Origin of the sequence: Prauserella shujinwangii (assembly GCF_003001955.1) — a bacterium.
Classification (GTDB): Bacteria; Actinomycetota; Actinomycetes; order Mycobacteriales; family Pseudonocardiaceae; genus Qaidamihabitans; species Qaidamihabitans shujinwangii.
In genome coordinates this window covers 367,782-389,496 of sequence record NZ_PVNH01000004.1, presented here as the reverse complement: position 1 = coordinate 389,496, position 21,715 = coordinate 367,782, and the positions used below count along the sequence as shown (strand labels likewise).

The following is a 21,715-nucleotide window of genomic DNA, read 5'->3' as shown; positions in this document are numbered from 1 at the left end:
TTCTAACAACGTTTCCCACTCACGAGTCGCCGGGCAGCGCGATCCCCTGTTCGATGGCCAGCCGGGTCAGCTCGGGCCTGCGGCGGCGGCCCGTCTTGTCCCGGATGCGGTCCAGGTAGGAGCGCACGGTCCGCACGCTGATCGACATGGCCTCCGCGATGTCCTGGTCCCGCTCCCCCGCCGCCACCAGGGCGAGCACCTCCCGCTCGCGATCGGACAGCTCCAGCCGGGGTCCCGCGTGGCGGGCGCGCTCGTCGTCGAGCACGAAGGAGGCCAGCGTCGGCGAGACGTAGGAGCGGCCCGCCGCGATCTCGCGCACGGCATGCAGGATGTCCTCGGCCTCGGCGTCCTTCGACAGGTAGCCGCGCGCGCCGGCCGAGATGGCGCCGAGCACCTCCGCGCGGCCCGCGTGCGCCGACACGACCAGCACGCGGTGCCCCATGGCCGTCACGCGGAGCACCGCGGCCGCGTCGGCCAGGTCGGGCAGCTTCAGGTCGAGGACCACCACACCGCCCGGTGGCTGCCCGAGCGCCAGGAACCTGCCGACCGAGCCGGCGACCGCGCCGAGCTCGATGCCGTCGGCCTCCGCGAGCACGTTCGCCACGGCGGCCCGGTACAGCGGGTGGTCCTCGATCACCCCGACCGTGATCTCGCCGCTCATCGGCTCCCCTCTTTTCGCGCTCACGCGTCCGAGCAGGTTATCCGAAGGGGAAACTGTGGGGAATTTCTCCGGCAGAGCGGAGGCCCCCGGCTCGCTACGGTGATCCGGACAGCAACCGCAGACCCGTCCGCGCTGGCGGACGACGCCGGGAGACGCCGTGGAGATGGACGTCCTGGCGCCGCTGGTGGCGCTGGTGGCGGCGGTCGCGTCGGTCCGCGTGCGGGGCGGGCGGCTCGCGCTCTGGGCCGTGACGTGGCTGGGCTACCGCCTGCGGCAGCACGACGACCGCGAGCCGTTGCACGCCGTCCGGGTCAGCTCGCACGGCCACGGGCTCGGGCTGGCGGCCGTGGGCGACACCTGGGCGGCCGTCGTCCGGCTCAGCGACGGGCACCACGCCGCCGTCGCGGCCGCGGTGCGGGTGCTGCGTGCCGTCTACCGGCAGACGGAGGTTCCGCTGGTCAGCGCCCAGCTGGTCAGGTGGAGCGGCTCCGGCGGGCCGGTGTGCTGGGTGGTGGTGCGGTACCGCGCCGCCGAGGCCCCGTTCGCGGCCCGGCTGAGGGGTGGTGGCGAGCGGGGCGCCCAGCGGGCCACCCTCGCCGCGGCGTCGCTGCTGACCGACCTGCTCGCCGCCGCGGGAGCCAGGGGCACCGTGCTCACCGCCGAGGAGCTCTCGGACGATCTCCTGCGCGCGCTCGGCGCGGGCGACGGGATCCGCGGGGTGGAGACGTGGCGGAGCTGGAGCGACGGCGGGCTCGCGCAGGCCTGCTTCCGGCCCGCGCGGTCGCCCGGCCCGGTGCCGGTGTTCACGGCGACCGCCCCCGGCGCCGTGTTCACGGCCGTGTCGCTCACCCTGCGCGGCGCGCCGTCGGGTACGCCGAGGGAGGACCTCGTCGTGCGGTTCGGGCTGCGGCCGGGCGAGTCCGCCGAGCGGGTCGCGGCGGGCTTCGGCGTGCCGCTGGTGCCGCTGCACGGGCGGCACCGGCCCTATCTGCGGCGGACGCTGCCGCTGGCGCTCTGACCGGTCTCGGCGCGGTTGAGGTAGCGGTAGACCCGCACCGTGGCCTGGCGGACCGTCACGTCCACAACGCCCCGGTTGTACAGCCTGCCGTCGTACCCCGCGACGCCGATGACCGGGGACCCACCGCCCGGCGGGGGATCCACGATCACGATGTCGCCGCCACGCACGCCGGCGAGGTCGCCCACGGTGCCGGAGAACACCTCGACCAGACCGATCCGCGCCTGGTGCTCCGGCTGGCCGTCGAGCCAGCGGCCGAACGCGGCCACGTCGTCGAAGCGCAGCTCGTCGGCCTGCTCGCCGCACAACCGCGCCTCGCGCAGGTAACGCAGGACGTTGGCCACCGAACCGGGCTCGGCGGAGCGCCCCGCGCTCTCGTCGAGCGCGCGGTTGGCCAGCTCCACGGCGACCCTGCTGCCCCAGATGCTCACCGCGGCCAGGGTACTCACCGGAACGGGTGAGAGCGGACGGCAAAAATGCCGCCGCCTCTACCGCAGGTCGAGCCCGATGTCCAAGGCCGGCGCCGAATGGGTCAGGGCCCCGACGGCGAGATAGTCGACGCCCGACTCGGCGTAGGCCCGCGCGTTGGCCAGGCGGAGCCCGCCGGAGGCCTCGAGCCTGGTCTTCGGCGAGGCGGCGTCGCGCAGCCGGACCGCCCTCGCGCAGTCCTCGGGCGGGAAGTTGTCGAGCAGCACCTCGTCGGCGCCGGCGGCGAGGGCCTCGGCCAGCTGGTCGAGGTCGTCCACCTCGACCTCGCAGGGCAGTCCGGCGGCGCGTTCGCGGGCCAGGCGCAGGGCCTCGGTCACCGAACCGGCGGCCACCACGTGGTTGTCCTTGATGAGCACCGCGTCGCCGAGCCCCAGCCGGTGGTTGGCCCCGCCGCCCTGCCGGACCGCGTACTTCTGCAGCAGGCGCAGGCCGGGCAGAGTCTTGCGGGAGTCCCGGATGGCACAACCGGTGCCGGCGACCTCGGCGACCCAGGCCGCGGTCGCGGTCGCGACTCCCGACAGGTGGCACAGCAGGTTCAGCGCCGTGCGCTCGGCCGTGAGCAGCCCGCGCACACTGCCGCGCACGACGAGCACGGGTTCGCCAGGGCCGAGCGTGCTGCCGTCGGCCCGCTCGGCCAGGACGGCGTAGTCGTCTCCGAGCACGGCGTCGAACACCGCGCGCGCCACGGGCACGCCCGCGACGACGCCCCGGACCCTCGGGGTCAGCTCGGCGGTCGCCACGGCGTCCCGGGGCACGGTGGCCTCCGTGGTGGCGTCCGGCCCGTAGCGCAGGTCCTCCTCCAGTGCGGTGGTGACCACGCGCCGCACGTCGGCTTCGTCGAGCCCCCCGCTCACGAGGCGATCCCCTTTCCCCACTGTGGCATTCGGTGCGCTGAACGCACCCAATGCGGCATCCGGTGCGTCCCGCGCACCCACTGCGGCATTCGGTGCGTTGAACGCCACCAATGCCACATTGGGGAGCTCGGGGCGGCGCTCACGAGGCGGCCTCCAGGACCGGTCCGGCGAGCACCGGCTGGCCGGAGGGGCTCAGCCGCACGAGCTGGCTGCGCCGCCACCGGACGTCGTCCCGCCCGGGATGGTCGGTGCGCACGTGGCAGCCCCGCGACTCGGTGCGCCGGGCCGCCGCCGCGACGAGCGCCCCGGCCACGAGCGTGAGCGCCGCGTCCTCCACCGCCTCCTGTGTCCAGAGCGGACTGTCCGTTGTCGACAAATCGAGTACCGAGCCCGCGACCGCGAGCCCCTCGGCGTCCCGGCCGATCGCCGCGTACCTGCTCATCACCCGCTGCAGGGCGTCCCGTTCGGCGACCGGCGCCACGTCCGACTCGGGCGGCTGCCCGAGCCGCGGATCGGCGCACGCGCCCGCGGCGAGGTCGGCGGCGACCGACTCCGCGGCCCGCTCCCCCAGCACCAGCCCCTCCAGCAGGCTGTTGGACGCGAGCCGGTTGGCGCCGTGCAGGCCGGTGCGCGCGACCTCACCCGCCGCGTACAACCCGGACACGGTGGTGCGGCCGTCGGTTCCGGTGACGATCCCACCGCACGCGAAGTGCGCCGCGGGCGTGACCGGGATCGGCTCGCGGGCGGGGTCGACGCCCACCGCGGCGCAGGCGGCGTGCACGGTTGGGAACCGCCGCGCGAAGCCGGGAATGCCGGTGGCGTCGAGGAACACGTGGTCGTCGACACCGCCCGGCGCCTCCGCCAGCCTGCGGGTGATCGCCGCCGAGACGACGTCGCGGGGAGCGAGGTCGCCGAGCGGGTGGACACCGCGCATCACGGGCGCGCCCGCGCCGTCGAGGAGCACCGCCCCCTCGCCGCGCACCGCCTCGGTGACCAGCGGGCAGCGGCCTCGCGCGCCGGGCGTGTAGAGCACCGTGGGGTGGAACTGGACGAACTCCACGTCCGCCGCGACCGCACCGGCCCGCAGTGCCAGCGCGAGCCCGTCGCCCGTGGCGACCTCGGGGTTGGAGGTGGCCTGGTAGAGCTGGCCGAGCCCGCCGGTGGCCACGAGCACGGCCCGTGCGCGCAGCACGCCGGGCACGCCGTCCGGGGCCAGCACGGTCACGCCCGCCACTTCGCCCAGCGGGGTCCGCAGGGCGTCGACGGCGATGTGCCGCTCCAGCACGGGCAGCCCGTGCCCGGTCGCGGCGGCCACGAGCGCGCGCTCCACCTCGGCGCCGGTCGCGTCGCCACCGGCGTGGATGACCCGGAAGGCGCTGTGCCCGCCCTCGCGGGTCCGCGCCAGCCCCGCCGTCCCCGGGCCGGAGACGTCGAACCGGGCCCCGCGGCGGCGCAGCCGGGCGACGGCGGCCGGGCCCCCGGCCACGATCCCGCGCACGGCGGCGACATCACACAGCCCCGCGCCCGCGGTGACGGTGTCCTCGGCGTGGGCGGCGACCGAGTCACCCTCGTCGTGGTCTCCGTCGAGGACCACGGCGACACCGCCCTGCGCCCAGCGGGTGTTGCCGTCGCCGACGCCCGCCTTGGTGACCACGAGCACGCGCAGGCCCAGCTCGCGGGCGCGCAGGGCCGCCGTCAGCCCGGCGACCCCGGTGCCCAGCACGACCAGGTCGGCTCTCGCCTCCCACTGCGGCGCCTGCGTGGTTTTCGCCCCGGAGGGCAAAACCGGGCTCATTCGCCGCCGCCGGGCTGTCCGATCTCGATCATCCGCTGCACCGAGGCCCGCGCGCGGGCCGCCGTGTCGGCGTCCACGTGGACCTCGTCCCTGCCCTCGCGCAGCGCACGCAGCAGGGCGGCGGGCGTGATCATCTTCATGTAGCGGCAGGACGCCCGGTCGTTCACCGCGCGGAAGTCGATCTCGGGAGCGGCCTTGCGCAGCTGGTGCAGCATCCCGACCTCGGTGGCGACGAGCACCGACCGCGCGCTGGTGGAGCGGGCGGCCTTCAGCATGTCGCCGGTGGAGAGGATCTTCACCTTGTCCGCGGGCACGGCTCCCTCACCCGCGAGGTACAGCGCCGACGTGGCACAGCCGCACTCGGGGTGGATGAACAGGTCCGCGTCCGGGTCCGCGGCGGCGCGCTCGGCGAGCTCGGGACCGTTGATCCCGGCGTGCACGTGGCACTCCCCGGCCCAGACGTGCAGGTTCTCCCTGCCGGTCTCGCGCCTGACGTGCGCGCCGAGGAACTGGTCCGGGCAGAACAGCACCTCCCGGTCGGCGGGGATGGACGCCACCACGTCCACCGCGTTGGAGGACGTGCAGCAGATGTCGGTCTCCGCCTTCACCTCGGCGGTCGTGTTGACGTAGGAGACCACCACCGCGCCGGGGTGCTCGGCCTTCCACGCGCGCAGCTGCTCGCCGGTGATGGAGTCGGCGAGCGAGCAGCCCGCCCTGGCGTCCGGGATGAGCACCGTCTTGCCGGGGGCGAGGATCTTCGCGGTCTCGGCCATGAAGTGGACACCGCAGAACACGATCGTGCTCGCGTCGCTGGCCGCGGCGATCCGGCTGAGCGCCAGCGAGTCGCCGGTGTGGTCGGCGACCTCCTGGATCTCCGGCAGCTGGTAGTTGTGCGCGAGCAGCACGGCGTCGCGTTCCCGCGCGAGCCGGCGCACCTCCTCCGCCCAGGCCGCGTCCGCGTCGACACCACCGAACGGGACGAGGTCTTGCGCCTGCAAGGTCATGTGCGCCTCCTGGCATGTCGGCGGGTTTTCGCCTTACAATCGAAAACCGTGCGTTCTCATATTAACAGCAGCGCCCCGTTGGCACACGAGGTGCTGGCGGCGGTCCTGCAGGTGCGTTGCGCCACACCGGGGCCCGCGAGCCTGCAGGTGCTGCTGTGGCGGCGCGCGCTCGACCCGCACATCGGGCGCTGGTCGCTGCCGGGTGGCAGGCTCCGCCCGGACGAGGACGTCGAGGCCTCCATCCGGCGCCAGCTCGCCGAGAAGGTCGACATCAAACAGCTCTCCCACGTCGAGCAGCTCGCGGTGTTCAGCGCACCGGACCGGGTGCCGGGGCCGAGGGTGGTCGCCACCGCGTTCCTCGGGCTGGTGCCGTCGGACGTCGATCCCGAGGTGCCGGAGGACACCGCGTGGCATCCGGTGGACGACCTGCCCCGGACGGCGTTCGACCACCAGGCGATCGTGCTGCGGGCCCGCGAGCGGCTACGGGCGAAGCTGAGCTACACCAATCTGGGTTTCGCCCTCGCCCCCGCCGAGTTCACGATCTCGGCGCTGCGCGACCTGTACTCCGCGGCACTGGGCTACCGCGTGTCGGCGACGAACCTGCAGCGCGTGCTCTCGCGCCGGGGACTGCTGGAACCGACCGGCTGCACGGCGCCGTCGGGGCGGACGGGCGGCAGACCGGCCGCGCTGTACCGGTTCACGCACCGCGGAATGCAGGTGACGGACCCCTTCGCGGTGTTCCGACCACCGGTTCCACGCGAACGGGCGAAGCGGCGGCGGACACCGTAACGTGAGGGCGTGCCCGAGACGACACCGGAGAGCGAGCGGACGACACTACCGTTGTTCCCGCTGCAGACGGTGCTGCTACCCGGCGCCTACCTGCCCCTGCACATCTTCGAGCCGCGTTACCGCCAGCTCACGGTCGACCTGATGACCGGCACCGTGCCGGACCGGCTGTTCGGCGTGATCGCCATCCGGACCACGTTCGTGCGGGAGGTCGAGCGGCTGGAGCACCTGCACCCGGTCGGCTGCGCCGCGCTGCTGCGCGAGGCGCAGCGGCTGCCGGACGGCCGCTTCGACATCGTCACCACCGGCCAGCGCCGCTTCCGGCTGCTGTCGGTGGACAGCTGGTCGGCGCCGTACCTGCTCGGGACGGTCGAGTGGCTCGACGACATCCCGCTGCCCGAGGAGGGCACGGAGGCCACCGACCTGCTGTGCGCCGGGGCCAGGGCCGCGCACCGGCGCTACTGCATGGCGGCGTGGGAGCGTGAGGACTGGCACCTGCCGCCCGCCGGGACCGACCCGGCGCGGCTGTCGTACCTGCTGGCCGCGGACTGCGCGCTGCCCCTGCCGGACCGGCAGGCGTTGCTCGAGGAGCGCAGGCCGCTGCGCCGGTTGCACCTGACGTGCGAGCTGCTGCGCCGGGAGGCGGGCTTCCTTTCCCTGTTGCGGGCGGTGCCGCCACCCCCGGGCGAGTTGGCGGGGCCCGCGGAGCCCGCGCACCTCAACTAGCGAACGCGGGGCTCAACCCAGGCGGCGGCCGAGGTCGTCGCGCCCGTTCCAGGCGGCGAGCGTGCCGTAGGCCAGCGCGGTACCCAGCGGCTGCGCCAGCAGTGCCCAGCCGGACTCGAGCACGGGCCCCTTCACGACGACGTCGCCGATCGCGGGAGCGTCGGTGATCGTGTAGCGGCCACCGGCGAACGCGATGCCCATGCGCATACCGAGCCAGGCCGCGAACACCGAGCCCGTGATCGCGGCCAGCAGGATCACCGGGCCGCGCCGCTCCCGGAGCAGCCACACCGCGATACCGGCGAGCAGGCCGGCGCCGAACCCGAGCAGCAGGAAGATCGCCAGGTCGTCGAAACGGTGCCAGCTCTCCAGCTGCAGCGGCACGGGATCACGGTCGGCCGAGACCACCCGCATGCGCTGGGGCGGGGCGAGCATCGACCAGATCCAGCCGATCGGGATGCCGAGCAGCCCGACCATGGACAGGACGGTCAGCGCGGGCAGCAGGTCGGCCTTGACCACGACTTTCGGCCGTGGCGGCTCGACGGCGAAGACCCGCGCCCACGCGGTGCCGTTCTCGCGCTGGGCCGTTCCGGCCGACTCCCGCACTGCGGACCTCCATCGCGACTCGCCGCTCCCCGCGCGAGCCTAGAGCATGGGGAAACGGCCGCCACCTGGGACGCCGTCAGCCGGGGGCGGGCGCGTCCGCCGAGGTGGCCTCGCCGTGCCTGCTGCACCGCGCCTGCCACCCGCTCGGTGTCACCTGCACGACCATCCTGCGCGCGCACTGCGGGCAGTACCGCGGCGGCTCCAGCGCGGTGCGGGGGTTCCGGCACTCCGCGTGCCCCGAGCCGTCGTAGGCCTGTCCACAGTGGACGCAGAAGCGGTCGGTCATATCGTCTCGCTGAGCGCCTTGATCGGCATCTTGAGACCGGAGAGCATCTCGAGGTCCTGCTCGGCGGGCCTGCCCAGGTTGGTCAGGTAGTTGCCGACGATGATCGCGTTGATACCGCCGAGCATCCCCTGTTCGGCGCCGAGGTCGCCGAGGGTGAGTTCCCGGCCGCCCGCGAACCGGAGCATGGTGCGCGGCATGGCCAGGCGGAACGCGGCGACGAGACGCAGCGCGTCCTTGCCCTCGATGACGTCGTAGGACTCGTACGGCGTGCCGGGCTGCGGGATGAGGAAGTTCATCGGGACCTCGTGCGGGTCCAGCTCGGCGAGCTGCACGGCGAACTCGGCCCGCTGCTCGTCGGTCTCCCCCATGCCGAGGATGCCGCCGCAGCACACCTCCATCCCGGCCTCGCGGACCATGCGCAGCGTCTCCCAGCGCTCCTCCCACGTGTGCGTGGTGACGACGTTCGGGAAATGGGAGCGGGCGGTCTCGAGGTTGTGGTTGTACCGGTGCACGCCCATCTCGACGAGCTCGTCGACTTGTTCCTGCGTGAGCATGCCGAGCGAGCAGGCGATCTGGATGTCGTTGCCGGACTCGCGGATGGCCTTGATGCCGTCCCGGACCTGGGAGAGCAGGCGGGCGTCCGGGCCGCGCACGGCGGCGACGATGCAGAACTCGGTCGCCCCGGTGGCGGCGGTCTCCGCGGCGGCCTTGACGAGGCCGGGGATGTCGAGCCACGCCGAGCGCACGGGGGTCGGGAACCGGCCGGACTGGGAGCAGAAGTGGCAGTCCTCCGGGCAGCCGCCGGTCTTCAGGCTGACGATGCCCTCGACCTCGACCTCGGGACCACACCAGCGCATGCGGACCTCGTGGGCCAGCGCGAGCAGTTCCGGCACCCGGTCGTCGGCCAGCCGGAGCACGTCGAGCACCTGCCGTTCGGACAGTCCCTCGCCGCGCTCGAGTACCTGCTCCCGCGCCACCGCGAGGATGTCCGCCTCGGTGGTCGTCTCGTCGGCTACGGCCGTCACGGCATCTCCTTTGTGCGGATCGTTGGCGTGCTCGGTGAGTGTGACTGACGGTGCGGGCACGGTACAGCGACGTGCGTCACGTCTGCGCTGATGCCCGGCCCGCGAAGCAGTCGGGGTCGAACTCGCCGCCGAACCACGGCGAGAGGCCTCGCCTTGCCTCCTCGAGGAACTCCGCTCGCCCGGCCCCGCCGAGCCCCTCGGGGAGCACGCCGAGCAGTGGCGCCCCGGCCGCGACGGGCAGGTCGGTGACGTTGGAGCGCGCGGCGAGGTCCGGCTCGGCTGGCCACGACCCGATGATCACGCCCAGTACGTTCAGCCCCCGCCGGGTGGCCACCTCGGCGGTCAGCGCCGTGGCGTTGAGCGTGCCCAGCCCGGCCTGCGCGACGATCACCACCGGCGCGGCCAGCGACCAGGCCACGTCGGCGAGCGTTCCTCCGGCGGAGTCGAAGCGCACCAGCAGCCCGCCCGCGCCCTCGACGAGCACCAGCTGGTGGTGCTCGTGCAGTTCGGCGGCGGACCGGGCGGCCTCGGCCGGGGTGACCTCCGGGAACCCGCTGTGCCGGGCGGCGGCCTCCGGCGACAGCGGATCGGGATAGCGGCGCAGCTCCCGGGTGGGCACGTCATCACCGGCGAGGCGCCGGACGTCCGCGAGATCGCCCGCCTCGTCCTGCGCCACGCCCGTCTGCGCGGGCTTGAGCACGGCGACGCCCTCACCGCGGTCGCGCGCGAGCGCGGCGATCGCCGCGGTCACCACGGTCTTGCCGACGCCGGTCCCCGTTCCAGAGATCACCAGCACGGTCACGGCAGCGACACTAGTACCGGGGCCCGGAGCCGCTGTCACCCGGGCTTCACGTCTGCCCCAGCGCGGGCTGCTCCGCCCCGGCGGGGACGAAGTCGCCGGTGTCGCTGTCGAAGAGGTACACCTGGGCGCGGCCGACGTCGAAGTACATCCCGGTGAGGTGGAGTTCGCCCCGGCGTTCCGCCTCCGCCACCAGCGGATCGGCCCGCAGGTGGTCGAGCTGCTGCAGCACGTTGTGCAGCGCGAGCCGGTCGGCCTCGAGCGCGGGTTCCTCCCCGTCGAGGGTGAGCGTGCCCGCCGCCGCCCGCCGGAGGGTCGGCTCGCCGTGCACCAGCCAGCTCTCCACGGCGGGCAGCCCGTCCGGGGCTCCGCCGAGCAGGGCCTGCATCGCCCCGCACGAGGAGTGACCGCACACCACGACCTCCCGGACGCCGAGCACGCGCACCGCGTACTCGAGGCAGGCCGCCACCGACCGGTCGGCCGAGTCCCGCGGCACGAAGTTGCCGACATTACGCACGGTGAACAGGTCACCGGGCCCGCTCGTGGTGATGAGGTTCGGCACGATCCGCGCGTCGGCGCACGTGAGGAACAGCGTGTGCGGCTCCTGGCCCATCGCGAGCTTGCTCAGCGTCTCCTGCATGAGGGGCGCCGTCCGCCACTGGAACTCCGAGGTGCCGCGGCGCATCAGCGCCGTACCGGGCGGACCGGTGCGCTGGCCGGGGACCGCGACCCCCGCGTCCTTGGCCTGCCACTCGGACCACGGCGCCAGCCAGCGCGGCAGCACCGGCCGGGCGGCGTCCCTGCGGACGATCGGCGAGTCGGACTTGCCGCGCTCGAACCACGGGTGCCCGACCTCGTCGACCACGACGGTGCCGCCGCTCCGTTCGTGCGCCTGCTGCCAGTCGGAGAGGCATTCGAACGCCGCGTGGTCCAGGTAGTCGACGACGAGCTCCAAAGTGACCCGGCTGCCCTGCGGCAGCGAACCGAGCACCGCCGACAGGCGCGGCACGGAGAGGAAGGTGAGCGCTCCCTCGACCACGACGCGCCACCGGTCGCCCTGGCCCTCGGCGTGGATCCCCGACCACATCGTGCGGCGGAGCATGAGCACCAGCGACAGCGCGATGCCGATCAGCACGCCGGTCAGCAGGTCGATGAAGACCACCCCGGCGAGCGTGACCAGGTACAGCGGGAGGTCGCCGTGCTTGAGCACCTCGCGGATGTGCTGCGCGTCCACCAGCCGGGCCCCGACGTAGACGAGGAGCCCGGCCAGCGCGGCCAGCGGGATGCTCTCGACCAGCCCCGCCAGCGCGACGGTGAACAGCAGGACCCAGACGCCGTGCAGCACACCCGACGCCCTGCTGCGCGCGCCGGCCGCGACGTTGGTGGAGCTGCGCACGATCACGCCGGTGACCGGCAGGCCGCCCGCGGCCCCGGAGGCCATGTTGGCCAGGCCCTGCCCGACCAGCTCCCGGTTGAGGTTGGCCCTCGGCCCGGTGTGCATGCGGTCGACGGCGACCGCGCACAGCAGCGACTCGACGCTCGCGATCAGCGCGATGGTGAGCACCGCGAGGCCGATGTCGAACCAGCCCGCGTCGGGCACCTCGGGAGCGAAGCTGATGGCGAGCAGGTCGCCGGGCAGGCTGACCCGCTCCAGCGACATGCCGGTGGCCGCGGCCAGCGCCGTGACCGCGGTGATGGCCGCGAGCGGGCCGGGGACCTTGCGGATCGCGGCGGGCAGCCTGCTCCAGCCCAGCAGGATCGCGATGGTCAGCACGCCGATGAAGGCCGCCGTGTCGTGGTGGCCGACGATCTGCCCGGGCAGCGCGACGATGTTGTCGATCGCCGAGCTCTGCGGCGACCCGCCGAGCACGATGTGCAGCTGTGCCAGGACCAGCGTGACACCGATCCCGGCGAGCATGCCGTGCACGATGGCCGGTGAGATGGCGAGCGCGGCGCGGGCGACGCGGCTGAGCCCGAACAGGATCTGCAACGCGCCCGCCGCCACCGTCAGCGCGCAGGTGGCGGCCCAGCCGAACCGGTCGATCGTCTCGGCCATCACCACGGTGAGCCCGGCGGCGGGCCCGCTGACCTGCAGCGCCGAACCGCCGAACGCACCGGCGACGATGCCGCCGATGACGGCGGCGATGAGCCCGGCGACGATCGGGGCGCCGGACGCGAGGGCGATGCCCAGTGACAGCGGCACCGCGACGAGGAACACCACCAGGGAGGCGGGCAGGTCGTACCTCAGCACGCTCGCCAGCGCGAGCCGGGGCCGGATCCGGGTCTCGCCCGCCCCGCTCTCCCCCACTGTCCTCTTCATACGCAAACCTCCCGGTTGTCGTTCCGGCACACGGTGTCTTTGCTCTGCGAAACCTGACGGCACCGCATGTCGGGCCGGCAGCCGTGACGACCCGTTGATCACAGATAACCGGACGTGACGAGAAAAGTCCGCTACGTGAAGAGGCTCTCGCGTTCCGCGGAGGTCCCGGTGGTCACGAAGGGCCGATCACGAGGAGGATGCGGCCCACGGAACGTGTGCCACGTCTCACCTGATCCATATGTGGGGCGGTGAGCATCGTGGCGGTGGGTGATCGCGAATGGAGGTGGATGCCCGTTGGCAAGGGGACGGGACTGGATCGGGTGAAATTGGGGCGTGAGCGTCGCGATCACGCCGTTCGCGCCGCCGCGAGCATCGCGTCCGCGATCAGCGCGACGTCGGAGTCGCCGGTGACGTACGGCGGCATCGTGTAGATCATGTCCCGGAACGGGCGCAGCCACACCCCGTGCCCGGTCACCACGCGCGTGGCCTCCGCCATGTCCACCTGGTGGTCGAGCTGCACCACGCCGATCGCGCCGAGGACACGCACGTCCACCACGACGGGGAGGTCGGCGGCGGGGGCCAGACCCGTTCGCAGCCCGGCCTCGATGCGGCGGACGTCGGAACGCCAGTCGGTGTCCAGCAGGAGCCCGATCGACGCGTTCGCGACCGCCGAGGCGAGCGGGTTGCCCATGAACGTCGGGCCGTGCGCGAGGACGGGCACCTCCCCCGCGGAGATGCCACGTGCGACCTCACCGGTGCACAGCGCCGCCGCCATCGTCAGATAGCCGCCGGTGAGCGCCTTGCCGACGCAGAGCACGTCCGGGGCGACGCCGGCGTGCTCGGCCGCGAAGAGCCTGCCGGTGCGGCCGAAGCCGGTGGCGATCTCGTCGAAGACCAGCAGGACGCCGTGCCGTTCGGTGGCCTCACGCAGGGCGCGCAGGTACTCCGGGTGATGGAACCGCATGCCACCCGCGCCCTGCACCACCGGCTCCACGATCACCGCGGCCACCTCGTCCGCGTGCCGCGCGATCTCCCGTTCCAGGGTGTCCAGATAGGACTGGTCGGGTTCGGCGTCGAACCCGGACGGCGGTGCGGGCACGAACACCTGCTCCGGCAGCACCCCGCGCCACAGGGCGTGCATGCCCCCTTCCGGGTCGCACACGCTCATCGGGTGGAACGTGTCGCCGTGGTACCCGCCGCGCCAGGTGAGCAGCTTGCGCTTGCCGGGCTTGCCCAGTGAGCGCCAGTACTGCAGGCACATCTTGATGGCGACCTCGACCGAGACCGACCCGGAGTCGCAGAGGAAGACGTGCCGCAGCCCCTCGGGGGTGATGTCGGCCAGGGTGGTGGCGAGCCGGATCGCCGGCTCGTGGGTGAGCCCGCCGAACATGACGTGGCTCATCCGCCCGGCCTGCTCGGTCAGCGCCGCGTCGAGCACCGGGTGCCGGTAGCCGTGGATCGCCGACCACCACGACGACATGCCGTCGACCAGCTCGCGCCCGTCCGCGAGCGTGAGCCGCACCCCCGACGCCTCGCTGACCAGCAGCGGCGGCACCGTGCCCGGCATGGGCCCGTACGGGTGCCACACGTGTTCGGCGTCCAGGGCGAGCAGCTCATCGGGCGTCATGGGCCGCACTCTACGAAATCGGCGAACGGAGCCGAGCACCGCGTCTGAGTGAGAAACTCGCGTTGAACACCACGAACACTCACGAGTGGTGACCGGCTTGTCACCGTGTCAGTCGATGGTCGCGACGTCGTTGGCCAGCCGTTGCAGCTGGGCGAGCAGGGGTTCCGGTTGCTGGTCCAGGTTCAGCGCGTAGCACACAAGGCGGGTGCCGGCGTTGCGCACGACGTACCGGCCCGGTTGGGCATCGCCGCCTGCATACACCAGGTACCCGCCCCTGGCGCCAAGCACCGAGCAGTAGGCAAGGAGTTGGTAGAGTTCGCTGGCGCGGCCCTTGCCCTCCACTTTGTACTTGGCGTCGATGACCGCCGCGGCCCTACCTCCCCTTTTCCAGACCAGATCGGGCCTGATCGTCACAGTGCGGCCCTCGTCGAGGTGGAGTTCCTTCTGCTCGTTGAGGTGGCCACCGTGTGTTCGACACAGGTGTTCGTCGAGAACCTTGGCGAGAAAGGCCTCGAAGACCTTGTCCAGAGGGAACAGGAAGCCGGTTACTCGAATCGTACCGCGCGGATACTCCGGGGAGGTGGCGTTCCAGACCAGCTCGGCAAGCTCCAGGGCGGGTTTGTAGTGCTGGTTACGGCGATTCGATTGCCACGCGGGCAACGTCGGCCCCCGGACCGGTGAGGCTACCGCGGCAAGCTGGTCGTACTGCGCTTCCAGCCTGTTCCGGGCAACGTCGTCCAGCCTGGGTTCCTCCAGCAAGCGACCGACAGCCGCAAGAAGAATCTGGTTCTCCGCCGTGTCCGGAGTGAAGTCGTCGTAGGTAATCTCCATCGGAACCGCCCGGCCGTGATGCCGACGCACCTGCTGAGACATGAGCACCCTGCCCCGCATCACATGGGAGGTCTCTTCGTCAGTGCGATACCCGCGGTACAGCCCGCCGCGCAGGGCGGTTTCCACCTGCCGCCAGAGCAACTGCCCGAACGCGGAAACGATGCCGGTATCCTCACTGACCTGCACCGGATCATCCCGCCAGCCCTGCAGGTTGTGGGCGTAGCCGAGAAGAAACAGCAGTCGCCTGATCGGCAGCTTGGGCTTGATCCACACCTCCATGTCGCCGACCCTCGCGACGCCCACGGACGTCTTGGCAGACAGCTGCCACAACTCGCCCGAGCGCGGCGCCCTGGACACCTTGACGATTCCGGAATCGCGCAGCAGCTCGGCCTGTTCCTCGGTCAGCCGGCGGTAGTGAGTGCCGGTCTCGGCCAACTCGATCGGGTCCATCCGCTACTCGTCTAGAGAGCCAGCCGAAGGACGCAACTCGCTCAGCCTGTACTCGTCCAGCCGCGACCGCGAGGCGCCGTGGTGATACTCCGCGAGCAACGGCAAGATGGAGTGCTCCCACACGCGTTCCAGACCGTCCTCGTGCAGGTAGATCTCCTTCCGCATCAGATAGGAAGGACCGATGGCGAGATCCCGATCACGAATGCGGTCGTTCAACGCGGACAGCACAGCCGGTGCGTCGCGATGGTGTTCGAGCCCTCCCTCCTTGTCCAGCCGTTCGAGCCATCGCGCAAGCAGGTCAGCGACGGGCGGCTGATCTGGGTGCAGCTCGACGAACGCGAACCGCCGACGAATCGCCGCGTCGAGTTGCGTGATCGATCGGTCGGCGGTGTTCATCGTGCCGATGACGAACAGGTTCTCCGGCAACGTGAAGTTCGAATCGGTTGAGTACATCAGGCTGATCGGCCGATCCCTGTACTCCAGCGAGAAGTACAGCTCACCGAACACCTTCGGGAGATTCGCCCGGTTGATCTCGTCGATAATGAGGAAGTACGGCTCGGTCGGGTTCGCTCGGGCCGCATCGACGAGGTCACGCAGTGGCCCCGGTCGTAGATCGAACTCCAGCTTGCCGGATCCGCCGGGCACCGGGCGAAAGCCCTCGAAGAAGTCCTCGTAGGTGTACGAAGGGTGGAACTGCACGAGCTTGATCGCGCTGGGGTCAGCCAGTTTGTCGGCGAACGCACATGCCAGGTAGGTCTTCCCGGTGCCGGGTGGACCGTAGAAGATCAGCTGCTTGCGCTCCCGCAGGAGATCGACCTGCCGTTGCAGCCAGTGCCGGTCGAGCAGCAGCTCCTCCGCCATATCCGAGGTCACGGCAGGGAACGACCGTGGTCCCGGCGACTCGGTCTGCGAGGGGGCCAGCGTCACGCCCAGGCCGTGGATGAGCCGTTCGATCGCGGCCATGTCCTCGGTCAGCTCGACCACGTCAGCCTGACTGTGCAGTTTGGCGGGCAGCGGCCGGGGCAAGTTGCTGAACGGTACCGGTTGGGTAGTGTTCAGCCATCTGACCTTACGTCGGAGATTGGACCTGTTGTCCGAGGAGGCGGCATAGATGGCTTCTCCCGTGATGTGGCCGACGTAGGCTTTGCCCTGGCTGGTGGTCAGCACGAAGTCACCTATCCGCATGCGGTTGCAGAAGGCGTCGAACTCGTCCAGCTTCGCGTTGCGTGCGGCGTAGGACTTGTGCTGATAGTCCTCTTCGACGACACTCTTCAGCTCCGACCGGGAAACCGGAGGTGTGACCGGACGGAGACTCGACGCGGCAAGAGAGACAGACCCCCTCTCCTGCCACACGGGCACCAGGTCGCGGCCGTCCACTGCGGACCCGCGGACCAACCAGGCGCGAGTCGTCGGTGACTCGTCGGGTTCGTCGTCGTCCATTTCGGACAACCTGGCCTCGATCTCGACCGCAGTCATCCGCTGGGTCTGTGACGGACGGCCTGTGTCGTCGAACTCGACACCCTCGGACCGCAGTCTGGCGGCCGGATCGGTACCCCGCTGCCGGAAGTTGAGAAACTCTTCGGACGGCAGCCTTCCGTCGGCGAACGCGAGTCGGTGTTCGCCCGCGATACGACTGCTCGCGCCTGCCAGGTAATGGCCGATCGTCTCCGGGGACACGCCGGCAAGTTCGGCCAGGTCTTCGTAGGAGGTCCAGAAGCCGGGTTCGACCACGCTCAACATGCGGGCGATCACCCGTTCGGTACCTTCGAGCTTCCTGGCGGCCTCTGCTCGTTGCCGTCGAATATCGCCGTACCGTCGTTTGAGCTCGGCGGCCAGCTGCTCATCGCCGTAGACGTCGAGGGCGGTCTCTCCGGCCTCGGTCAGCTCCCACAGACCATCCCGCTTGGTCAACCAGCCGACGGTCGCCGCGTCTCCGGTGTACCAGCGCAGGTGGTTTTCCCAACGCGGCTGTTGCTGGGCACCGGTGCCAACGTACTCCTGCTCGTAAGGTGTGGGCGATACCCGCTCGGCAACCTGCCGCAGGACCTCTCGTCCGTGCGTCGGCTTGCCGGCGTCCCGAAGCACCTCCATGCAAGCGCGCAGCAACCGTGCGATGCGGACCGTGTCAGCCATGACCATCCCCCTGGTGGTGTCGCGCTCCGGATGACGCGGGACCTGCCCCGGCGCCGGGCCAAGCCACCGCCATGTTGTCATAGATGTCGAGAATGGCTCCTTGGTGCGGGGGTGAAGCGCTCCGGATCAGAGCGAGCAGTGAATGGCACATCGCCTGCGTTGGACGCAGGCGATGTGCCATTCACTGTCCGGTGAGGACGGGAAGGGTTTCCAGGCCGTGGATCAGGGAGCTGTCCCGCCAGCGCAGCGTGTCCGGCTCCGCGGCGAGCCGCAGAGCGGGGAACCGCTCCAGCAGCCTGCCGACCGCCACCTCCGCCTCCAGCCGGGCCAGCGGCGCGCCCACGCAGAAGTGGATGCCGTGCCCGAACGCGAGGTGCCCACCCGCCTTCCGGGTGACGTCCAGCCGGTCCGGGTCGGGAAAGCGATCGTCGTCCCGGTTGGCGGCGAGCAACGAGATCAGGACGAACTCGTCGGCCGGGATCTCGACGTCGCCGACGCGGACGGGCTCGGTGGTGAACCGCAGCGTCGCCAGATGGATCGGGCTGTCGTACCGCAGGAACTCCTCCACCGCGTTCGGCAGCAGCGACGGATCGGCCCGCAGCGCCGCGAGCTGGTCGGGGTGGCGCAGCAGCGCGAGCACCCCGTTGCCGATGAGGTTCACCGTCGTCTCGTGCCCGGCCACCAGCAGCAGGAACGCCATCGACACCAGCTCCGGCTCCGACAGCGCGTCGCCCTCGTCGGTCGCGTGCACCAGCGCCGACAGCAGGTCGTCGGTCGGCTCGGCCCGCTTCCGCGCCACCAGCTCGGTCAGGTAGGCCGCCATCTTTCCCGACGCCTCCTGCAGCTGCTCGGGCGTCGCGGTGTCGAGCATCGTGTTCGACCACGCGCGGAAGTCGTCGCGCGCGTCGTCCGGAACGCCGAGCAGCTCGCAGATCACCGTGATCGGCAGCGGGAACGCCAGTGCCGTCAGCAGGTCGGCCTCCCCAGCTCCGGCCATGTCGTCGAGCAGCCGGTCGGTGATCTCCTCGATCCGCGGCCGCAGCCGCGCCACCGTGCGCGCCGTGAACGCCTTGTTGACGAGCTTGCGCAACCGGGTGTGGTCGGGCGGGTCCGTGTTCAGCATGTGCGCGGCCAGCGACCGCGACATCGGCGTCGACCGCACCGCCGTCGCCGTCAGCCTGCGTTCGAAGACGTGCTGCGCGCGCTCGCTGTCCTTGCTCAGGCGCGGATCCGCCAGCAGCGCCTTCGCGTCGGCGTACCCGGTCACCAGCCACGCCCGCAGCCCACGCGGCATGAGCACCGGCCGCACCGGCGCCTCGGTGCGCAGCAACCGGGACATCGCGTGCGCGTCCTGGAAGAACTCGGGCCGCAGCTCGACAGGCTCCCGCACATCCGCTCTGGTCATCGCTACCCCCAGTGACTCGGCTGTCACCGGGCCAACGAACGAGCGCCGCGAATCGTGCCCGCCCCGGCCAGGTAGCCTCGCGCTCATGCGATGCGACGGCGGAAGCGCCCGTTGAGCGCTCGCTACCGGCCCATCACGGTCGAGCGACTGGTCGGCGAGCTCGCGGACCGGATCGCGGACGCCGACCCCGCCCGGTGGCAGCGGGTCGCGATCGACGGCGCGGCCGGCGCCACCGATCCGGCCGGCCTCGCGGATGCCCTGGTCGACCCGCTCCGGGTGCGCGGCCGCGAGGTGCGGCGCGTCTCGGCATGGGACTTCCTGCGGCCTGCCTCCCTGCGGCTCGAACGGGGCAGGCACGACCCGGACGCCCGCTACGACGACTGGCTCGACGCCTCCGCGTTGCGGCGCGAGGTGCTGGACCCGCTCGCGCCGGACGGCAGCGGCGCCGTGCTCCCCGCCCTGTGGGACCGCGAACGCGACCGCGCGCACCGCCTCCCGCGCACCACCCTGCCCGGCGGCGCGGTGCTCCTGCTCGACGGAGAGCTCCTGCTCGGCAGGGGCCTCGGTCTCGACCTGACCGTGCACCTGTGGCTGTCCCCGCCTGCGCTGCGCAGGCGGCTGCCCGAGACCGAGCACTGGGCGCTGCCCGCCTATCGGCGTTACGACGACGAGGTGCGGCCCGCCGAGACCGCCGACGTCGTCGTGCGGGTGGATCACCCGCACCACCCCGCCGTGCGTGAACCGGCGTAACGCCCTCGCCCGTACCGCCGACTTCCTGGCGACCACGTCACATCGGCCTCCGGGGAGTCGCAGTGGGCACCGCGCGGATCGCCACGGTCACCGGCGCCACCGGCAGGCAGGGCGGTGCGGTGGCCCGGCACCTGCTGGCGGACGGCTGGCATGTGCGGGCGCTCACCCGGCACCCGGGCGGCGATGCGGCCCGACGGCTTGCCGCGCTCGGCGCCGAGGTGGTCGCCGCCGACCTGGCCGATCCCGCCACCCTGCGGCCCGCGTTCCGCGCCGCGCACGGCGTGTACAGCGTGCAGAACCCGATGCTCTGCGGGATCGCGGGCGAGATCGCACAGGGCACGAACGTCGCGGACGCCGCCGCGGAGGCAGGCGTGCGGCACCTGGTGTACGCGTCGGCGGGCACCGGCGAGCCCGGGACGGGCGTCGGGTCCTGGGAGTCGAAGCTCGCCGTGTGCGAGCACATCGAGCAGCTCGGCCTGCCGTGCACCGTGCTGCGCCCGATGGCCTTCCTGGAGCTCATGACGGACCGGCGGTTCTTCCCGCCGGTGTCCACGTGGTACCTGATGCCCAAGCTGATGGGCGAGGACCGGCCCCTCGGCTGGATCGGCACCGACGACATCGGCGCCGTCGCCGCGAAGGTGTTCGCCGACCCGGACCGGTTCGCCGGGGCGGAACTGCCACTGCTGGCCGACGTCCGCACCATCGGCGAGTGCCGCGCGCTGTGGCACGAGGTCACCGGCCGCGCGCCCCGCCGGTTCCCGATGCCGGTCCGCCTGTTCGAACGCGTCGCCGGGACCGACCTCACCACCATGTGGCGCTGGCTGCGTACGGCCGATCTCGAGTTCGACCCGGAACCGACCCGGCGGCTCCTGCCCGCGGCGCGCACGGTGCGGGACTGGCTCGGCCATGCCCGCACCACCCGTGGTCGCTGACGCGGTCAGCGCGCGGGCACCGGCGCGCCGTCGAGCATCGCGGCCAGCCGGCGGGCGAGAATGTCCCAGCGCCAGTGCTCGGTCACCCAGCGCCGCCCCGCCTCCCCCATCCGGCGGGCGCGCGCGGGGTCGGCCAGCACCGCGGCGAGCGTGTCCACGAGCTGCGCGAGCCGCCTGCCGTCGACGACGTGCCCGGTCACCTCGTCCAGCACGGTCTCGGGCGCTCCGCCCGACCGGCCCGCGACCACCGGCAGTCCGGTCGCCGACGCCTCCAGGTAGACGATGCCGAGCCCTTCCACGTCGAGTCCCTTGCCCCGGGTGCGCGCGGGCATCGCGAAGACGTCCCCAGCGGCGTAGTGCGCGGGCAGCTCCGGCCACGGCACGGAGCCGGTGAACACGACGTGTTCCGCCACCCCGGCCGCACGTGCCAGCTGCTCCAGCGACCGCCGGTACGGGCCACCACCAACCAGCAGCAGCGCGGCACCGGGAATCCGCTTCCGCAGCGCGGGCAGCGCCCGCACCAGCATGTCCTGCCCCTTGCGCGGCACGAGCCGGGACACGCACACGACGGTGGGCCGGTCACCGAGCCCGTGCCTGCGGCGGATCTCCTCGCGCGCGCCGCCGTCCGGCCGGAACCGCGCGGTGTCCACGCCGGAGGGCAGGTGTTCCAGGCCGGCCATCGGACCGAACGCCGAGGCGAACCGGCGGCGGGTGTACTCGCTGACGTAGGTGACGACGTCGGCGGTGTCGCCGATGCGGCGCAGCGCGTGCCGCGCCGCGGGCAGCATCGACCAGCCCACCTCGTGCCCGTGGGTGCTGGCGACGACACGCCGCGCGCCCGCCGCGCGCAGGGCGGGGCCGAGCAGTGCGAGCGGGGCCGCGGCACCGAACCACACGGCCTCGCAGTCGTGCGTGCGCAGCAGCGTCCGCGCGCGGCGCAGCACCGACGGCGTGGGCAGCATGAGCGACGTCGGGTGCCGCACCACCTCGAACGGCGCCTCGGCGTCGAACTCCCGGTGCGAACCGGACTCCCGCTCCCACGCCGGGGCATACACGACGAGGGCGTCGGACGGGACCCGGGTGGCCAGCTCGTGCAGATAGGACTGGATGCCGCCGGGTCGCGGCGGGAAGTCGTTGGTCACCAGGAGGGTGCGGCGCATGGCGCGAGACTATCCCGGACCGCGAACGGCCCCGGGGTGGCCGTGGCGGCCACCCCGGGCGGGA

At 72.3% G+C, this 21,715-nt stretch carries 20 protein-coding genes; 5 read left to right on the top strand and 15 right to left on the bottom strand.

What is annotated here, in order from left to right:
- Window positions 1-19: 19 nt before the first annotated feature.
- A complete protein-coding gene (locus B0I33_RS11640; RefSeq protein ID WP_106178627.1) occupies window positions 20-661 on the bottom strand; it encodes a LuxR C-terminal-related transcriptional regulator in 642 nt (213 codons plus the stop codon).
- A 163-nt stretch (window positions 662-824) separates the two neighbouring features.
- Between B0I33_RS11640 and B0I33_RS11635 the strand changes: the two genes are divergently transcribed.
- A complete protein-coding gene (locus tag B0I33_RS11635) occupies window positions 825-1,679 on the top strand; it encodes a type VII secretion protein EccE (protein ID WP_245900633.1) in 855 nt (284 codons plus the stop codon).
- Here the strand turns inward: B0I33_RS11635 and B0I33_RS11630 are convergent.
- The 4 genes from B0I33_RS11630 to nadA all read right to left on the bottom strand — a co-directional run bounded on the left by B0I33_RS11630 (window position 1,646) and on the right by nadA (window position 5,818).
- Window positions 1,646-2,107, bottom strand: coding sequence for a hypothetical protein (locus tag B0I33_RS11630; protein WP_106178625.1), 462 nt, complete (start codon window positions 2,105-2,107; stop codon window positions 1,646-1,648). The two genes, B0I33_RS11635 and B0I33_RS11630, sit on opposite strands and share 34 nt — an antisense overlap.
- 57 nt (window positions 2,108-2,164) lie before the next feature.
- The gene (nadC, locus tag B0I33_RS11625) at window positions 2,165-3,019 is read right to left on the bottom strand and encodes a carboxylating nicotinate-nucleotide diphosphorylase (RefSeq protein WP_106178624.1); all 855 of its coding nucleotides are present in this window, start codon (window positions 3,017-3,019) and stop codon (window positions 2,165-2,167) included.
- 139 nt (window positions 3,020-3,158) lie between these two features.
- Window positions 3,159-4,814 (bottom strand): L-aspartate oxidase, encoded by a 1,656-nt coding sequence (locus B0I33_RS11620; RefSeq protein ID WP_106178623.1) that lies wholly within the window; start codon window positions 4,812-4,814, stop codon window positions 3,159-3,161.
- The gene (gene nadA / locus B0I33_RS11615) at window positions 4,811-5,818 is read right to left on the bottom strand and encodes a quinolinate synthase NadA (RefSeq protein ID WP_106178622.1); all 1,008 of its coding nucleotides are present in this window, start codon (window positions 5,816-5,818) and stop codon (window positions 4,811-4,813) included. Before nadA ends, B0I33_RS11620 begins: the two co-directional genes overlap by 4 nt.
- A gap of 105 nt (window positions 5,819-5,923) precedes the next feature.
- On the opposite strand from nadA, the gene B0I33_RS11610 reads away from it, so the two are divergent.
- The gene (locus tag B0I33_RS11610) at window positions 5,924-6,607 is read left to right on the top strand and encodes an NUDIX hydrolase (RefSeq protein WP_106178909.1); all 684 of its coding nucleotides are present in this window, start codon (window positions 5,924-5,926) and stop codon (window positions 6,605-6,607) included.
- 9 nt (window positions 6,608-6,616) lie between these two features.
- Window positions 6,617-7,330, top strand: coding sequence for an LON peptidase substrate-binding domain-containing protein (locus tag B0I33_RS11605; RefSeq protein ID WP_106178621.1), 714 nt, complete (start codon window positions 6,617-6,619; stop codon window positions 7,328-7,330).
- A gap of 12 nt (window positions 7,331-7,342) precedes the next feature.
- On the opposite strand, the gene B0I33_RS11600 is transcribed toward B0I33_RS11605, so the two are convergent.
- From B0I33_RS11600 to B0I33_RS11560, 9 genes are all read right to left on the bottom strand, one after another.
- Complete coding sequence (locus B0I33_RS11600) at window positions 7,343-7,933, bottom strand: DUF2567 domain-containing protein (protein ID WP_245900613.1); 591 nt, start codon at window positions 7,931-7,933, stop codon at window positions 7,343-7,345.
- 76 nt (window positions 7,934-8,009) lie between these two features.
- Complete coding sequence (gene bsaP / locus B0I33_RS11595; RefSeq protein ID WP_106178620.1) at window positions 8,010-8,219, bottom strand: biotin synthase auxiliary protein BsaP; 210 nt, start codon at window positions 8,217-8,219, stop codon at window positions 8,010-8,012.
- Window positions 8,216-9,244 (bottom strand): biotin synthase BioB, encoded by a 1,029-nt coding sequence (bioB, locus tag B0I33_RS11590; RefSeq protein ID WP_106178619.1) that lies wholly within the window; start codon window positions 9,242-9,244, stop codon window positions 8,216-8,218. The genes bsaP and bioB overlap by 4 nt, the downstream gene beginning before the upstream one ends.
- A gap of 76 nt (window positions 9,245-9,320) precedes the next feature.
- The gene (gene bioD / locus B0I33_RS11585) at window positions 9,321-10,046 is read right to left on the bottom strand and encodes a dethiobiotin synthase (protein WP_106178618.1); all 726 of its coding nucleotides are present in this window, start codon (window positions 10,044-10,046) and stop codon (window positions 9,321-9,323) included.
- Between the two features lie 46 nt (window positions 10,047-10,092).
- A complete protein-coding gene (locus B0I33_RS11580; protein WP_106178617.1) occupies window positions 10,093-12,363 on the bottom strand; it encodes a SulP family inorganic anion transporter in 2,271 nt (756 codons plus the stop codon).
- Window positions 12,364-12,709: 346 nt separating this feature from the next.
- A complete protein-coding gene (locus B0I33_RS11575) occupies window positions 12,710-13,990 on the bottom strand; it encodes an adenosylmethionine--8-amino-7-oxononanoate transaminase (RefSeq protein ID WP_106178616.1) in 1,281 nt (426 codons plus the stop codon).
- A gap of 108 nt (window positions 13,991-14,098) precedes the next feature.
- Window positions 14,099-15,271, bottom strand: coding sequence for an McrC family protein (locus B0I33_RS11570; RefSeq protein ID WP_106178615.1), 1,173 nt, complete (start codon window positions 15,269-15,271; stop codon window positions 14,099-14,101).
- Between the two features lie 3 nt (window positions 15,272-15,274).
- Window positions 15,275-17,404 (bottom strand): AAA family ATPase, encoded by a 2,130-nt coding sequence (locus B0I33_RS11565; protein ID WP_181193253.1) that lies wholly within the window; start codon window positions 17,402-17,404, stop codon window positions 15,275-15,277.
- Between the two features lie 181 nt (window positions 17,405-17,585).
- A complete protein-coding gene (locus B0I33_RS11560; RefSeq protein ID WP_106178613.1) occupies window positions 17,586-18,809 on the bottom strand; it encodes a cytochrome P450 family protein in 1,224 nt (407 codons plus the stop codon).
- 90 nt (window positions 18,810-18,899) lie between these two features.
- Between B0I33_RS11560 and B0I33_RS11555 the strand changes: the two genes are divergently transcribed.
- Both B0I33_RS11555 and B0I33_RS11550 read left to right on the top strand, forming a co-directional pair.
- On the top strand, window positions 18,900-19,559 hold the full coding sequence (locus B0I33_RS11555) for a nucleoside/nucleotide kinase family protein (RefSeq protein ID WP_106178612.1): 660 nt from the start codon (window positions 18,900-18,902) through the stop codon (window positions 19,557-19,559).
- 62 nt (window positions 19,560-19,621) lie between these two features.
- Window positions 19,622-20,491: an NmrA/HSCARG family protein gene (locus tag B0I33_RS11550; protein WP_181193252.1), complete on the top strand. Its 870-nt coding sequence runs from the start codon at window positions 19,622-19,624 to the stop codon at window positions 20,489-20,491.
- A gap of 5 nt (window positions 20,492-20,496) precedes the next feature.
- Here B0I33_RS11550 and B0I33_RS11545 read toward each other — a convergent pair whose 3' ends face one another.
- On the bottom strand, window positions 20,497-21,651 hold the full coding sequence (locus B0I33_RS11545; protein ID WP_106178610.1) for a glycosyltransferase family 4 protein: 1,155 nt from the start codon (window positions 21,649-21,651) through the stop codon (window positions 20,497-20,499).
- Window positions 21,652-21,715 lie beyond the last annotated feature (64 nt).